This window comes from Streptococcus sp. ALY_211, from assembly GCF_058314555.1.
The window spans coordinates 194,564-210,735 of the sequence record NZ_JBZFUN010000003.1; the positions used below are offsets into that span (position 1 = coordinate 194,564).

At 41.1% G+C, this 16,172-nt stretch carries 14 protein-coding genes; 11 read left to right on the forward strand and 3 right to left on the reverse strand.

Going from position 1 to position 16,172, the window contains the following annotated elements:
• Nucleotides 1–11 precede the first annotated feature (11 nt).
• The 3 genes from AC4HAJ_RS04215 (at nt 12) to AC4HAJ_RS04225 (ending at nt 4,212) form a co-directional block, all read left to right on the forward strand.
• Entirely contained in the window at nt 12–527 is a 516-nt protein-coding gene (locus AC4HAJ_RS04215; RefSeq protein WP_491078911.1) for a VanZ family protein, read from the forward strand.
• Between the two features lie 197 nt (nt 528–724).
• A complete protein-coding gene (locus AC4HAJ_RS04220) occupies nt 725–2,464 on the forward strand; it encodes an ABC transporter ATP-binding protein (RefSeq protein ID WP_491078912.1) in 1,740 nt (579 codons plus the stop codon).
• Complete coding sequence (locus tag AC4HAJ_RS04225) at nt 2,464–4,212, forward strand: ABC transporter ATP-binding protein (protein ID WP_491078913.1); 1,749 nt, start codon at nt 2,464–2,466, stop codon at nt 4,210–4,212. Before AC4HAJ_RS04220 ends, AC4HAJ_RS04225 begins: the two co-directional genes overlap by 1 nt.
• A 409-nt stretch (nt 4,213–4,621) precedes the next feature.
• On the opposite strand, the gene AC4HAJ_RS04230 is transcribed toward AC4HAJ_RS04225, so the two are convergent.
• Nucleotides 4,622–6,193, reverse strand: a complete 1,572-nt coding sequence (locus AC4HAJ_RS04230; RefSeq protein WP_491078914.1) for a putative cross-wall-targeting lipoprotein signal domain-containing protein — start codon at nt 6,191–6,193, stop codon at nt 4,622–4,624.
• Between the two features lie 446 nt (nt 6,194–6,639).
• Between AC4HAJ_RS04230 and AC4HAJ_RS04235 the strand changes: the two genes are divergently transcribed.
• From AC4HAJ_RS04235 to AC4HAJ_RS04255, 5 genes are all read left to right on the forward strand, one after another.
• Nucleotides 6,640–7,482 (forward strand): DegV family protein, encoded by an 843-nt coding sequence (locus tag AC4HAJ_RS04235; protein WP_491078915.1) that lies wholly within the window; start codon nt 6,640–6,642, stop codon nt 7,480–7,482.
• Entirely contained in the window at nt 7,475–8,347 is an 873-nt protein-coding gene (locus tag AC4HAJ_RS04240; protein WP_491078916.1) for an SGNH/GDSL hydrolase family protein, read from the forward strand. The genes AC4HAJ_RS04235 and AC4HAJ_RS04240 overlap by 8 nt, the downstream gene beginning before the upstream one ends.
• The gene (locus AC4HAJ_RS04245) at nt 8,316–8,915 is read left to right on the forward strand and encodes a YpmS family protein (RefSeq protein ID WP_491078917.1); all 600 of its coding nucleotides are present in this window, start codon (nt 8,316–8,318) and stop codon (nt 8,913–8,915) included. Before AC4HAJ_RS04240 ends, AC4HAJ_RS04245 begins: the two co-directional genes overlap by 32 nt.
• A 179-nt stretch (nt 8,916–9,094) precedes the next feature.
• Nucleotides 9,095–9,370 (forward strand): HU family DNA-binding protein, encoded by a 276-nt coding sequence (locus AC4HAJ_RS04250; protein ID WP_491078918.1) that lies wholly within the window; start codon nt 9,095–9,097, stop codon nt 9,368–9,370.
• Between the two features lie 71 nt (nt 9,371–9,441).
• Complete coding sequence (locus AC4HAJ_RS04255; protein ID WP_491078919.1) at nt 9,442–9,624, forward strand: hypothetical protein; 183 nt, start codon at nt 9,442–9,444, stop codon at nt 9,622–9,624.
• A gap of 190 nt (nt 9,625–9,814) precedes the next feature.
• On the opposite strand, the gene AC4HAJ_RS04260 is transcribed toward AC4HAJ_RS04255, so the two are convergent.
• Both AC4HAJ_RS04260 and AC4HAJ_RS04265 read right to left on the reverse strand, forming a co-directional pair.
• The gene (locus tag AC4HAJ_RS04260; protein ID WP_491078920.1) at nt 9,815–10,852 is read right to left on the reverse strand and encodes an oxidoreductase; all 1,038 of its coding nucleotides are present in this window, start codon (nt 10,850–10,852) and stop codon (nt 9,815–9,817) included.
• A 134-nt stretch (nt 10,853–10,986) separates the two neighbouring features.
• A complete protein-coding gene (locus tag AC4HAJ_RS04265) occupies nt 10,987–11,922 on the reverse strand; it encodes a dihydroorotate oxidase (RefSeq protein WP_491078921.1) in 936 nt (311 codons plus the stop codon).
• A gap of 260 nt (nt 11,923–12,182) precedes the next feature.
• On the opposite strand from AC4HAJ_RS04265, the gene AC4HAJ_RS04270 reads away from it, so the two are divergent.
• From AC4HAJ_RS04270 to recR, 3 genes are all read left to right on the forward strand, one after another.
• Complete coding sequence (locus AC4HAJ_RS04270; RefSeq protein WP_491078922.1) at nt 12,183–12,878, forward strand: phosphoglycerate mutase; 696 nt, start codon at nt 12,183–12,185, stop codon at nt 12,876–12,878.
• 250 nt (nt 12,879–13,128) lie between these two features.
• Nucleotides 13,129–15,300 (forward strand): penicillin-binding protein PBP2B, encoded by a 2,172-nt coding sequence (gene pbp2b / locus AC4HAJ_RS04275; RefSeq protein ID WP_491078923.1) that lies wholly within the window; start codon nt 13,129–13,131, stop codon nt 15,298–15,300.
• 170 nt (nt 15,301–15,470) lie between these two features.
• On the forward strand, nt 15,471–16,067 hold the full coding sequence (recR, locus tag AC4HAJ_RS04280; RefSeq protein WP_491078924.1) for a recombination mediator RecR: 597 nt from the start codon (nt 15,471–15,473) through the stop codon (nt 16,065–16,067).
• The last annotated feature ends 105 nt before the right edge of the window (nt 16,068–16,172 follow it).

The following is a 16,172-nucleotide window of genomic DNA, read 5'->3' on the forward strand; positions in this document are numbered from 1 at the left end:
ATGTGAAAAAGATGAGAAATGACAAACCTCAGCTAACAGGACTGGGAAGACAGATCGTCGTAGGTCTTTTAATAGCATATATTTGCTGTCTTTGCTATCTGTGTTTTTCACCCCAGTATTATGTGATCAAGGATGTCACGACTCCAAATATTATTTACATCGGTCGTGTCCCTGTTCTCTTAGTTCCCTTCAATTCTTTTTTTAATATTGGACGCTTGGTAACATTTAAAGCCTTGTTTTGGGTCATTGGTCAAAATATTAGTAACCTTTTTTTACTAACACCAGTTTGGTTAGGACTACTAGTCCTATATCCCAATTTGACTAAACCTATTTTAGTTCTCAAATGGAGCTTTTTAATGAGCCTCAGTATTGAACTCATTCAGATTGTCTTAGATCTAACATTGGGATTTAATCGTGTGTTTGAGGTTGATGATCTGATTTTCAATACTCTAGGCGGATTAGTTGCTCTTTGGCTGCTACCTGTGCTAAAATTACTCTTGTTAAAAATGGCTAGCAAACAAACCTGAAGTCCTGACTATAATGACAGCAGGACTGATGTGTTTAGAATAAGATACTCAGATAAAGAGGTTGGAACAGCAGGTCCAGCCTCTTTGTGAGTGCTTATCAGGTCTTGCTAGTACTATAACAAGATGATTCACTAGTCTTGAAAGATCGGGGATTGACCCTGAGAAAATACAAGCCCTATAGAAGAAAGGAAACGTTTGTGATTATCAAGAAACTTTGGTGGTTTTTCCGTCAAGAAAAACGCCGCTACCTCATAGGAATTATCGCTTTGAGTCTTGTCAGTGTCCTCAACTTGATCCCACCCATGGTGATGGGAGAGGTGATTGACTCCATTGACGCTAAAAATTTGACGGCTGCGACTCTATTTGTCAAATTAATCATCCTCTTAGCTGCTGCCTTTGCCATGTATATCTTGCGATTGATTTGGCGTGTTTATCTCCTAGGAACAGCTCAAAGACTAGGACGGATCATGCGGGCACGTTTGTTTGAGCATTTTACAAAGATGTCCCCCTCTTTTTTCCAAAAATATCGAACGGGTGACCTGATGGCCCATGCAACCAATGATATTAATGCCCTTCAGATGCTTGCTGGTGGTGGGGTAATGTCCGCCGTGGACGCTTCTATCACAGCCTTGGTGACGCTGATTACTATGTTTTTCACTATTTCTTGGCAGATGACTCTAGTCGCTATTATTCCTTTACCCCTTATGGCCTTTGCAACCAGCCGTCTAGGACATAAGAATCACGAGTCCTTCAAGGAAGCTCAGGCAGCCTTTTCGGATCTCAATAATAAGGTCCAAGAGAGTGTTTCAGGTATCAAAGTGACCAAGTCCTTTGGTTACCAATCAGACGAGTCAAAAAGTTTTGCCCAAACCAATGAGCGGACTTTCCAGAAAAATCTAGTCAGCATGCGTTACAATAGCATGTTCACCCCAGTGACCAACCTCTTTGTTGGAGCTAGTTATGTCTTGACGCTACTGGTAGGGGCTTATATGATCTCAGCTGGTCGTGTAACAGTCGGAAGTCTAGTAACCTTCATCACATATTTAGATATGTTGGTATGGCCCCTTCAGGCTATTGGCTTCCTCTTTAATATCAGCCAGCGTGGAAATGTCTCTTATTCACGTATTTCTGAGCTTCTGGCGCAAGAAAGCGATGTCCTAGAAGCTGAGCATCCGCTGGAAACTATAAAAAATGGGGATATTAGCTATGCTATTGATCAGTTTATCTATGAGGGCGATGACGATGCTGGTCTTGAAGATATTCACTTCACTTTGAAAAAAGGACAGACCCTTGGAATTGTAGGCCAGACTGGATCTGGTAAGACAACCTTGATTAAATTACTCCTACGCCAGTATGATGTAGACAAGGGACAGATTGCCTTAGATGGTCATAATATTAAAGACTATAAATTAGATGATCTCCGCAGCTTAATTGGCTATGTACCACAAGATCAGTTTCTTTTTGCCATGAGTATTTTAGAAAATATTCGCTTCTCCAATCCTAACTTAACCATAGAGCAGGTAGAAGCAGCAGCAAAATTGGCCCAAGTCTATGATGATATCCTTGCTATGCCAGAAGGATTTAAGACCTTGATCGGTGAAAAAGGTGTTTCATTATCCGGTGGGCAAAAGCAGCGCATTGCTATGGCACGTGCTATGATTATGGACCCCGAGGTCTTGATCTTGGATGATTCCTTGTCAGCCGTGGATGCCAGAACAGAGCATGCTATAGTAGATAATCTTAAAAATAACCGCCAAGACAAGACGACGATCATTACTGCCCACCGTCTGAGTGCAGTTGTACACAGTGATTTGATCTTGGTTATGAATCAAGGGAAAATTATGGAACGTGGTACCCATGAAGAGTTGCTAGCTCAAGGGGGCTGGTATGCGCGTACCTATGAGTCCCAACAGCTTGAAATGGAAGGAGAGTATTGATGGACACACAAGAACAAATGAGCCAAAGGCTTGTTTTCAAACGTCTTATGGGCTACCTTAAAGCCTACAAGTGGCTGACCGTCTTGGCCCTAGCTTTCTTATTGTTGACGACAGTAGTGCAAACCATTATTCCCCTAGTCGCACGTTACTTCATTGATCACTATATCCAAAATATCACTCAGACAGCTTTGCTGATCCTAGTTGGCTACTTTATGCTCTATGTTTGCCAGATGATTTTTTCTTACGTAGGGAACTACCTCTTCTCCAAGGTAGCTTACAGTATTGTACGAGACATTCGTCAGGATGCTTTTGATAATGTTCAGCGGCTAGGTATGTCGTATTTTGACCAAACACCGGCTGGCTCGATCGTCTCACGCCTAACGAATGATACTGAATCGATCAGTGAGATGTTTTCAGGGATACTAGCTAGTTTTATATCAGCCATTTTTATCTTTGTGACAACTCTCTATACCATGATTGTTTTGGATGTCCGTTTGACCGTGTTAGTTGTCCTATTTTTACCCCTAATTATTCTGCTGGTCAATCTTTATCGGAAAAAATCCGTCACTGTCATTGCCTCGACTCGTAGTAAATTGAGTGACATTAATACCAAGCTCTCAGAATCTATAGAGGGGATCCGTGTCATTCAAGCCTTTCGTCAAGAAGACCGCCTTAAGGATGAATTTGATACGATCAACCAAGAACACCTTGCCTATGCCAATAAATCCGTTCTCTTGGACTCTATCTTTTTACGCCCAGCCATGTCCTTGCTTAAGCTCTTGGGATACGCTGTCTTGATGACTTACTTTGGATTAACCTGGAATATCTTTGGGATTACTGCTGGTCTTATGTATGCCTTCATTCAGTACATTAATAGACTTTTTGATCCCTTGATCTCAGTCACTCAAAACTTTTCAACCTTACAAACGTCAATGGTCTCAGCTGGTCGTATATTCATGTTAATTGATCGCACGGATTACGAACCTCAGCAGGATGAGCATGATATCAAGGTTGAGGAAGGCAACATAGAATTTAAAAATGTTAATTTCTCTTATGATGGCAAGACCAAGATTCTCGATAATATTAGTTTTACAGTCAATAAAGGAGAAACAATCGCTTTCGTTGGATCGACTGGATCTGGTAAATCTTCGATTATCAATGTTCTCATGCGCTTCTACGAGTTTCAGTCTGGCCAAATCCTACTGGATGGAAAAGATATTCGTCAGTATCCACAAGAAGTCTTGCGCCAATCAGTAGGCTTGGTCCTTCAAGATCCCTTCCTCTATCATGGAACCATCAAATCCAATATCCGTATGTACCAAAACATTAGTGATGAAGAAGTTGCAGAAGCAGCTGAGTTTGTCGATGCAGCCGACTTTATAGAACAACTACCACAAGGCTATGACGAGCCTGTAACGGAACGCGGCTCTACCTACTCGACTGGTCAGCGCCAGCTTCTAGCTTTTGCTAGAACAGTGGCCAGTCAGCCTAAGATTTTGATCCTTGATGAAGCAACTGCCAATATTGACTCCGAAACGGAAGATGTTATCCAAGCCTCTCTCAAAAAAATGCGTAAAGGACGGACAACAATCGCTATTGCCCATCGCTTATCAACGATTCAAGATGCCAACTGTATTTATGTTCTTGATAAAGGACACATTATCGAAAGTGGAACGCATGAAGAACTCCTAGCCCAACAAGGCACTTATCACAAAATGTATCAACTCCAAGCTGGAATGCTCGAATAGTCCCATACATAGGACTATTCGAGGTAGTCAGACATAAGTTGCGAGCAACTGCATTAAGTCCCATAGGACTATTCGAGCTGATCAGAAATAAGTTGCGAGCAACGACATAAAGTCCTATAGGACTATTCGAGGTGATCAGACATAAGTTGTGAGCAACTACATTAAGTCCTATAGGACTATTCGAGGTAATCAGAAATAAGTTGCGAGCAACTGCATTAAGTCCCATAGGACGACTATTCGAGGTGATCACCAAGGCGCGTGTTTCATTTTACCTTAAGTTTAGAAAATCGAAAATCTCCCTAGCTCTTCTTAACTAGAGAGATTTTTTATTTGCATAAAAGGCAAGCCTCAATAACGAAAAAAAGCAGCTCAGAAGAAAAATTCTGAGTTGCTTTTAAAAATTTGATGATTAATCTTCACTTTTACGTTTGAAAGCAAGACCAAGTCCAACTAGAGCAAAAGTAGCCCCTAAAGTAATACCTGCTCGAACTTCAGCATCCCCAGTTTCTGGAAGTTGCCCATCTTGCTTCTCACCTGATGCTGTAGCAGTTTGCTTAGCAACAGTTTCTTTAGATGCAGCAGTAGCTGTGTAATATGGAGAAAGACCAGAAGGCTCTCCCTCACCTTGACTAACTGGGATTCGTTCTTGATCTGCTTGATTAGCATTCGCAGGATTTTGGTTCTGATCTCCTGCAGCAGGTGTATTCTCCCTAGCTGGTGTGTTTGCCTTGGCAGGTGTATTATTAGCCGCCGCATTATTATTGTTATTAGCTGGTCTGTTATTATTAGCTGCCACTTCAGCATTAGCAGAAGAAGGTGTCACATAGTGGAAGGTCGTTTTAGGCAAGAATTTTACCTTTTGACCGTTGTAATTGAGGACATAGTTGCCGTTAGCATCCTGTGTAGCGGTAAAGCCATCTTCATTACGAACATCTGTATTGCTACCGATTTCAAGCATAGCATAGAAGTTACTTGTCTCTGCAGAATTAGTAGCGACCCCAAGAGACATCCCTTCACCACTGTTAGAAAGAATACTGATAGCATGACCAAATGCAGACTTGCCATCGTCACCGCTCATAATGTTGAAGTAATCAGCGAACCAGTTGAGAGCTAAGTAGTAAGCTGTTGCCTTGTCTGACCCTAGAGTCTGACCAGCCCCATTTTGCGGAGCGATAGAGCTGAGCGTGTCTTCATGCCCATTCTCAGAGTAAATTTTTACACTAGATGGGAAGTCTGAATTAGTTTTGTGATCAATGCCATCATTTTCACTAGCTTCCTCATTAGCACGAGACTGAGCAAAATCTTTCATGAGATCATTAGCTTCAGGCACTGGTACATTAATACCATTAATGTTACGAAGTTCTGTCAGGTACTCGTTGAGGTATTTTGTAATGTTTTCAGCATTAGGTTTGTAAGCTTGCCCAGGATTTTCAACAGTGATGTATTCATCTGCATTACCGCTATAAGTAATGTCAGTAACTGGTGCGATTTTTTGAGCCGATGACAATGTCTTGTCGTAGTCCACCTTACCAATTTCAGTTGTATTTGCTGGTTTAGTAGAAGCTACTGTACTAGCAGCAGTAGCTGGCTTAGTCACAGTAACATTGGCAGATTGAACAGGTTGAGCAACCTGCTGCTCAGCAGGACTAGCAGCGGATGATTGCGCTGGAACAGCTGTTGCAGTAGGAGCGGCTACTGTCGCTGAAGACATTTGTGGCCTAGCGACTGGAGTAGTTGTTGGTTCTTGGGCTGGTGTAGCCGCTGTTGTAGACTGATTACTAGAAGCAGCAGGTGCTTGAACAGTCTGTGTATCTACAGTAAAGGTCGGAGCTTTTTGGCTCGACGTAGCTTGAGTAGTTTTAGAATTTTGATCGGCCTGTACTGTCGAAGAAAGTCCGACAGCAAGTGTTGCAGTAGCAAGGATGGCTCCGCAAAGGCCAGCAGTTTTGGTTTTACGTTTGCTAAATGTGTTCGTTTGCATAGTAATTCCTATCTAAATATTTTTTCTGACTGAGTAATAATACCATAGATTGGTTCGAATGCCTACTACCCATTTTCTAACTTTTGCCAGTATTAATAAAATAAGACAAAGTGCTAAAGATGATAAATGAGATAAGACCCTAAAAAAGATAAGGATTCTTTGCCATTATTTTTGATGAAGGGACCAAAATTAGGAGAAAAAAAGTTCAACTTTTCATTTTAGTTACATTTTGATAAAACTATTTGACGAGATTGCAATCATTCATTTTAGAGTGAAAAAGAAAGAAGCTACTCTAAAGGATAGATTAAAGGTTAAAAAATCTTCAAAAGTCAGTGCCGCCTTAAAATACTAGCTAGTAGTAATTGCAGACTATTGACGCAAATTATTTAAGTTTCTGATATAATAAAATAGTCGTTATAAAAGTATAGAAAACTAGGAAAAAAGATATGAAAACTATTAAGATTGTTACCGATTCATCGATCACAATAGATCCTAAATTAGCCGAAGATTTGGATATCACAATCGTTCCACTGACGGTGATGATTGATGGTGTCATCTATAAGGATACTGATTTAAAGGAAGAGGGAAAATTTTTATCGCTCATGAAAGCGAGTAAAGAAATTCCAAAGACCAGTCAACCTCCGGTTGGTGTTTTTGCAGAAGTTTATGAAGAACTCGTACAGCAAGGAGCTGACCACATTGTTTCCATTCATATTACCCATAGTCTTTCTGGCACAGTAGAAGCAGCTAGACAGGGAGCTGCTATAGCTGGAGTAGATGTTACCGTTTTAGACTCTGATTTCACGGATCAGTCTATGATGCATCAGGTTGTCCAGGCAGCTAGATTAGCAAAAGATGGTGCTGATCTTGAAACAATCCTTGCTAAAATCGAAGAGGTCCGTAAAAATTCAGAGCTCTTTATTGGGGTTTCCACCCTTGAAAATCTTGTCAAAGGTGGACGTATTGGACGGGTATCAGGGCTGCTTTCCTCTCTGCTGAATATCCGTGTCATCATGCAATTCAAAGATGCTTCACTAGTTCCTGTTGTCAAAGGTAGAGGACAAAAGACCTTTGTCAAATGGTTGGATAGTTTTATCGTGCAAGCCCAAGATCGTCCTATTAAGGAAATTGGTATTTCTTATGCCGGAAAATCTGACTGGGCTTATCAAGTAAAGGAGAAGTTGCAAGGCTTGATTGATAGTGAAAAGATCACCGTAGCTGAAACGGGATCTATTATTCAAACCCATACGGGTGAGGGTGCCTTTGCAATCATGATACACTATGCATAGACGTTGGATTTCAATCGGATATTTTATTAGCTGCCTTATTATTTTTGCTCTTATTATCAATCTGCTCTTACCCAGGGCAAAAAATAGTGCTGCACTAGACAATGATAGGGCTAAGAAAACAACTTCTTTTTCTTATGTAGCAATTGGTGATTCCTTGACGGAAGGTGTGGGAGACACGAGTAAACAAGGTGGCTTTGTCCCTATCTTAGCTAGACAATTAGAGCAACGCTATCCTTATCAAGTTACGGAAACCAATTATGGAATTGCTGGAAATACTAGCCAGCAGATTCTCAAGCGGATGAAGACCAAGTCGGATATCCAAAAAGATATGGCATCAGCAGATATGATGACCCTTACTGTCGGAGGTAATGATGTCATTCATGTGCTAAAAGACCATTTTGAGGATCTACAAGTAGATACCTTTAATAAACCAGCAAAAACCTATCAAAATAATGTCCGAGATATTATAAAACTAGCTAGAAAAGATAACCCAGATCTGCCAATTTATATTGTAGGAATATACAATCCCTTCTATATCAATTTTCCAGAATTGACTGAGATGCAGGATGTCATAGACAATTGGAACAAGGGGACTGAAAGTGTGACTCGGGAATATGATCGTGTCTATTTTGTTCCTATTAATGACCTGCTTTATAAGGGATTAGACGGTAAGCAAGGTGTGAGTGAGTCCAGTCAGTCTAGCTCAGATACTTCATCATCATCAAAAGATAAAGATAAGATTGTTGAAAATGATGTTCTATTTGAGGGAGATCATTTTCATCCCAATAACACTGGCTATCAAATCATGGCCAACGCTATTTTGGAGGAAGTAAATGGAACCAAAAATCAATGGAAAAACAAGTAAGTGGAAATGGGCCTTTCTAACCCTTTTAGCCTTAAATGTTGCTTTTCTAGCGATCGTTATGCTACGCCTAGGTCCCCTAAATGGTGGATTGACTCAGGAGCACAAGACCTTTGTCAGTAAAAATGATGTCAAAGTAGGCACTTTCACCTCATCCAGAGATGAGTTTAATGAGACTGTTGCTTCTTATTTTGAAGAGTACCAAGGCAAGAACAACCAGTATACCTTTTCAGCAACATCTAGCGATATTGTCTTTAAAGGCAGCTATAAAGTTCTAGGCTACGACATTCCTTTAGAAATCTACTTCACTCCAGTGGTCCTGAATGATGGCAGTATCCAGCTGGAAGTATCTTCGGTGTCGGCTGGTAGCCTCTCTCTTCCCAAAAAGGATGTTCTAAAAGTCATTGCTGCTAGCTACGACTTCCCTGATTTTGTTGAGATTAATGCTAAAAAGACGACGATCATTCTCAACCTACCTAAACTTAAAAACGAGGCTGATATTTATGTGAAGGCCACTGAGTTAGATTTGGTCAATAATCACCTCAACTTTGATATTTATAAGAAGAGTTAAACAGAGGCCTCTAGGGGCCTCTTGATTATTTTAAGAATAATTTTATCCTAAAAATAATTTGTTCAATAAAAATAAGTCAAAATATTCCTTTACACTTGACCTAATAAGGAAAATTAGATATGATAGGTTGTGTTAAAGCCTTTAATAATAAGGCTTAATAATTTTTGGAGGATTAGTAAATGGCTAATAAACAAGATTTGATTGCAAAGGTTGCTGAAGCAACAGAATTGACTAAGAAAGATTCAGCAGCAGCTGTAGATGCTGTATTTGCTTCTATTGAAGAGTTCCTTGCAAAAGGTGAAAAAGTTCAATTGATCGGTTTTGGTAACTTTGAAGTTCGTGAACGTGCAGCTCGTAAGGGTCGCAACCCACAAACTGGTGCTGAAATTGCAATCGCTGCTTCAAAAGTACCTGCATTCAAAGCTGGTAAAGCACTTAAAGACGCAGTTAAATAATTTGGACAAACAAGAAAAGGCTGGAAGTTATTTCCAGTCTTTATTTATCAACTAATGAGTAAAGAGTATTTATGAAAAATATAGTCTGGATTATCCTCCTGATTCTTTTTGTCTATGCTGTTACCAAGTTCTTTATCCTCAAAGCTATTTTTAATCTTTTAGCATCATCAGAGATGACTCCAGAGGAGAAAGATCAGTTTGATCGTGAATTTGATGAGGAAGAAGACGAAGACCAGGAGGATAGCGACTTCTAATGAATCATTTGAAGACTAGCAGTGCTTCATTGTTGCTAAAGTACCTAATGAGCTGTGTGCAAGGTTAAAACTTCTTGGCATAGACACAACAAATCTTACTCCCAACCACTGTGCCTATCTGGTAAATTTTGAATGATACAAAAGGGTCTGGAATGTTATTCCAGACCCTTTCTTGTATCGAAACGAGTTTTTAACGCATTTGACCTCTCTTGTAAGAGTTATTATAGACTGTAAAGTCATGATCATGAAGTACTTCCGCAGCATAAGCAGGCCAATTTGGATTGCGGATCAGCCCTCGTCCCACCTCGATGAGATCAGCTTGATGAGTTTGCAAGAGGTATTCCCCAAGTTCTGGTGCATTCAGGAGACCCACAGCAGTGACAGGTATAGAGACAGCTTCCTTCATCTGTCTCGTATAGTCAGCCTGATAGCCCCCGTAGATAGAAATATTAGGACGAATATCTCTGAGGCCACCGGTGGAGATATCGAGGCAGTCCACGCCATCATTTTCCAGCCATTTTCCGATCATCTGCCAGTCTTGAATTGTATTTTGAAGTCCAAAATCATCGTAGGCAGTCATGGACAAACGTGTCCAGATAGCTCCTTGAAAGTTCGCTTTGATCTCTGGTAACATTTCTCCTAAAAAGCGATAGCGATTCTCCAAGCTGCCTCCATACTGATCTTGACGTTGATTGCTCTGCGGCTCTAAGAACTGATTGATCAAATAACCATGAGCCCCGTGGAGCTCGATCATGTCAAAACCAGCTGCTTGAGCACGCTTGGCGGCAGCGCAGAAAGCGTGTTGAACGTCTGCAATCTCTTGATGGGAGAGTTCATGTGGAATACCATAATCATCATTATAGGCGATGGCAGAAGGAGCTTTTTTGATGTGAGCATCTTTGGACTTGCGACCGCCATGTCCGAGCTGAACACCAACCTTTGCACCTAAGGCATGGAGCTGATCAACCAAGCGCTTAAGTCCAGGGATATGGTCATCGCTCCAAATCCCCAAATCTTTATTGGTTAGTCGGCCATCGGGTTCAACAGCTGTCGCTTCCAAGATGATGAGCCCTACTTGTCCGATAGCCCTTGCCCCATAGTGGGCGTGATGAAAGGAGGTGACCATACCATCCTCCTTATCAACGACATACATACACATCGGTGGCATGACCACACGATTTTTAAGATCCAATCCCGCCACATGTGCAGGTGAGAGTAGTTTTGACATTGACTTCCTCCTGTAAGCTAGAGTTTCTCTAAGCCAATAATGAAGAGCTTAGATCGCTATTTTCGGGATTATTATAGCAGAAATATGGCTAAAAATTATTAAAAAAATCTGTGCTAGGACAGATTTGAACTAGGTTAATTGATATAGCGGAGCTTGCCTCGAAAGTCTTCGATGGTTTGATAGCCCTTATCCTCCATAATGTCTTGTAGCTCACGTGTCACACGCTCAAAAATGTTGGGTCCTTCCTTTTGCAAGGCGGTACCGATCTGAACCATACTAGCCCCGCATAAAATATGCTCAAATGCATCCTGACCATTTTTGACGCCACCAGTTCCGATAATTTGGATAGAGGGCTTAAGACGTTGGTAAAAAGCATGAACATTAGCCAAGGCAGTTGGCTTGATATAATCACCCCCTAAGCCTCCAAAGCCATTTTTAGGCTTGATAAGGACGGTTTCATCCTGCACAAAGAGACCATTTCCAATAGAGTTGACACAGTTAACGAAGCTAAGTGGAAATTGATTAAAAATCGCTGCAGCTTGGTCAAAATGAGCAATATCAAAGTAAGGAGGCAGTTTAATACCCAATGGTTTACTGTAATAAGTGAAAACATCAGACAGAATTTGGTTGGTTGTTTCAAAATCATAGGCAATCTGTGGTTTGCCAAGGACATTGGGGCAGGAAAGATTGAGTTCAACGAGTCCTTGGTAGTCACTGGCTTGGATAGCTTTGAGAATAGTATGGGTCTCTTCCTGGCTCAAACCAACAACAGATAAGAAATGATTCTTACTTCCTGCCTCATTTTGTAGTTGGGTAACTAAGTCAAGATAATAGCGATACCCCTTATTTGGCAATCCCATCGAGTTGATAGATCCTAGGGGGAGATCTGCATAGCGAGGCTCAGGATTACCCTGGCGAGGTTCCAGCGTTCCAGTCTTTGTCACAAAAGAACCTGCACCAGATCTTTCGATAGCCTCCAATTCTTCTTTAGTCATGCAATAGACACCTGCTGCATTCATTAAGCAGTTATCAAATGAAAAATCAGCAATCTGTGTAGCAGTTGATACCATAATGTCTCCTTTCAGACAGAAAACTAACCTATAACTGCCACCATTTTACTATTTATCTAAAGAATTTTCAACGTAAAACGAATATTATCAGAGTGAAGCTCGGATGTCGTTCGTCATTTAAAGTAATTATCCATTCTTCTTAAGGACTTGAGATTAGACTGGATTTTTTCAGAGATTTCTTGTAAAATGAAGAAGTAATGGTGTAAAACCGTAACGAAATTTGACTCAATAAGAGTCCATTTTTAAAGGAGACATGACGAATGGTAAAATTGGTTTTTGCTCGCCACGGTGAGTCAGAATGGAACAAAGCTAACCTCTTCACTGGTTGGGCAGACGTTGATCTTTCAGATAAAGGGACACAACAAGCAATCGATGCTGGTAAGCTGATCAAAGCAGCAGGTATCGAGTTTGACCTTGCCTTTACATCAGTATTGAAACGTGCGATCAAGACAACTAACCTTGCCCTTGAAGCATCTGATCAACTTTGGGTTCCGGTTGAAAAATCTTGGCGTTTGAACGAACGTCACTATGGTGGCTTGACTGGTCAAAACAAGGCTGAAGCTGCTGAAAAATGGGGTGACGAGCAAGTTCATATCTGGCGCCGTTCTTATGATGTATTGCCACCAGACATGGCCAAAGATGACGAACATTCAGCGCACACCGATCGTCGCTATGCTTCACTTGATGACTCAGTAATCCCTGATGCTGAAAACTTGAAAGTGACTTTGGAACGTGCCCTTCCATTCTGGGAAGATAAAATTGCTCCAGCCCTTAAAGATGGTAAAAATGTTTTCGTTGGTGCACACGGTAACTCAATCCGCGCCCTTGTGAAACACATCAAACAATTATCAGATGATGAAATTATGGATGTTGAAATTCCAAACTTCCCACCATTGGTATTTGAATTTGATGATAACCTTAACCTTGTTAAGGAATACTACCTTGAAGATAAATAATTTGATGGAAGTTACGAGAGTAGGACAGCAATCAATAATCTGAGGGATTTGATTGCTCAGTAAGTCCTTCTCTCGCTTGTATATTTAATAATTAAAAAAACAAGAGCTTGGGAATTTTAGGTCCTGAGCTCTTTTACAAACCACCAGCTGGTAGAAAAAACTTCCAAGGAAATCCTTTTAGCTTTGTCACAGTTTTTGGGGTAAATTGTGGTAGAATAATAAGGTATTATAATATGGAAAAGAGGGGAATATGGATTTTTTAAAGTCATTTGGTCCCAAAGTGGACGACAAGGATGATAAGGATAAGACAGGGGCTTCTGGGCATAAGCTGGCTCGTATCACCAAGAAAAGAGTCCACCAAGCTGGTTTCCTCTCCAGCTTAACGAGCCGTCTTTATATCATTTTCTCGATTGTTCTTATTTTATTAACAGTCTTGATTAGTCGTCTGGCCTATATGCAAGTTTCTAAGCACCAATTTTATGCTGATAAGCTCCATGAGCAGACGACTTATATTGTGCGTCAATCGTCAGAGCGTGGTCAAATCTATGATGCCAAGGGCAAGCCTTTGGTCGATAATGAAAAGAAAAAAGTTGTTGCCTTCACCCGTAGCAATAAAGCGACCTCAGATGACCTACTGAGGATTACAAAGAAACTCTCCAAAGAAATTAATCTCACTCATACCAATGTCAGTGATCGCCAAAAGAGAGATTTTTATTTGGCGGATTCTAAGCACTATCAGGAGATCGTTGATAACCTTCCCAAAAACAAGAAACAGGATACTTTTGGAAATGAGCTAGAAGAATCCGTTATCTATAAAAATGCTGTTGCAGCTGTACCTAAGAGTGCCCTCTCCTACAACAAGGACGAGTTGAAGCAAGCCTTTATCTATAGCCAGATGAACTCAGCCAGCAACTTTAGTACGGTTTATTTGACGACAGGGGATCTCAGTGCTTCACAGATTGATTACCTCGAAGCGCATAAGGATGATTTGCAAGGGATCAGCGTGGCAACGGACTGGAATCAGAGTATCACCACCTCTTCTGAATCCCTAAAGGATATCATCGGAACGATCTCTAGTGAAGAAACGGGTCTCCCACAAGAAAAGGCTGATGAATATCTGGCCAAAGGTTACTCGCTTAACGACCGTGTCGGAACTTCCTACCTGCAAGCTCAATATGAAGATGATTTGCAAGGGACACGGACGACCACACAAATAGATGTCGACAAGGAAGGAAATGTTGTATCCAATAAGCTGACAGAAAAAGGAAGCAAGGGCAACAACCTAAAACTAACTCTGGATCTTAATTATCAAAAAGGAGTTGAGAATATTCTGAAGCGCTACTATGGCTCAGAAATCTCCTCAGGCAATGCACAGTACTCAGAAGGAATGTATGCAGTAGCGCTCAATGCTGATACCGGTGCTGTTTTATCCATGGCTGGTTTATCCCATAATAGAGATACAGGGGATCTATCATCTGATGCCCTAGGAACTGTAACTGATGTCTTCGTACCAGGATCAGTAGTCAAGGGAGCAACCCTATCTGCTGCATGGGAGGCAGGTGTTATCCAAGGAGATGATGTCCTTGTTGACCAAACGATCAGTGTTAATGGTACCAACCCAATTAACTCTTGGTTTACAGAGGACGGCAGTCGCTCCATCTCAGCTTCAAAAGCCCTAGAATACTCTTCCAATACGTATATGGTTCAGCTGGCCTTACTGATGATGGGACAACCCTATACCCCAGGAATGACCCTGACAGATAAGGGTGTTGATGACACAATGAAGGCCCTGCGTAAGACCTACGGGGAGTATGGATTAGGCAAGGAGACGGGCATTGATCTACCAAATGAATCATCTGGTTATTTAACCGATGATTATAAGCCAGGGAATGTTTTGACAGAAGCCTTTGGACAGTTTGATAGTTACACTCCTATGCAATTAGCCCAATATGCGGCAACGGTTGCCAACGGAGGAAATCGAGTCGCCCCTCATCTGGTATCTGCTATTTACGGCAATAATGACGAGGGCGGTCTAGGAGATAAGGTCAAGTCTATTGACAAGAAAGTACTCAATAAAGTTGGGATCTCCGATGGTCAAATGGGTGTCATTCAAAATGGATTCTATAATGTGGTCAACAGTTCAGATAGTTATGCGACAGGTAAATCGCTAGCAAGTTCAGCTTTGACAGTATCTGGAAAGACAGGAACAGCTGAAACTTTTGCTTCATTAGATGATGGTAGCACGGTTTCAACCTACAATTTGAATACGGTAGCGTATGCTACTGCAGGAGATGGCACAAAAATTGCCGTTGCTGTTATGTATCCTCATGTCCTTGAATCAGATAGCAAGGCACATCAAAATGTGGCTAGAGAAGTTCTTGAGCTCTATCAATCCACTTATGGTGCAAAAGCAGCACAATAATGCTATGATAATAATAGATATTAATGAGTTTGGGAGAAGTTTCCCAAACTCATTATAGTTAGAGTTCCTAAATGCTCCAGTAGCTATTTCCCTAGCAGACTAAAAAGCCTATCTTGCTAGAAAATCTTCATTCTCATGTTTCTGTACATTTATCTTTAGAAAGGGTTAGCATGCTTTATCCAACACCTATTGCAAAATTGATTGACAGTTTTTCAAAATTACCAGGAATCGGAAGCAAAACCGCTACACGCTTAGCTTTTTATACCATTGGTATGTCTGATGAGGATGTTAATGACTTTGCGAAAAATCTCCTTGCTGCCAAACGGGAGCTGACTTATTGCTCTATTTGTGGCAATCTGACAGATGAAGATCCCTGTGCAATCTGTCAGGATGAGCAGAGAGATCGTTCCGTTCTCCTAGTGGTTGAGGAGAGCAAGGATGTGACGGCTATGGAAAAAATTCAAGAGTACCACGGTCTCTATCATGTCTTGCATGGCCTAATTTCTCCCATGAATGGGGTTGGCCCTGATGATATTAACCTCAAAGCCTTGATCAACCGTCTCATGGACAGTGAGATTAATGAGGTTATCGTAGCTACTAATGCCACAGCAGATGGAGAAGCTACCTCTATGTATATTTCACGTATTTTAAAACCGGCTGGGATCAAGGTTACCCGTTTGGCGCGTGGCTTGGCGGTTGGCAGTGATATTGAGTATGCCGACGAAGTAACACTCCTGCGTGCCATTGAAAATCGTACGGAATTATAGGTCTTATCAAATGCCCTCAAGGGGCATTTTTTAACGAATTTTCTATTGTCTTTATCTATGTCTTTTAAAGACTTTATACGATCTGGTATTAACGTAATATGGAGG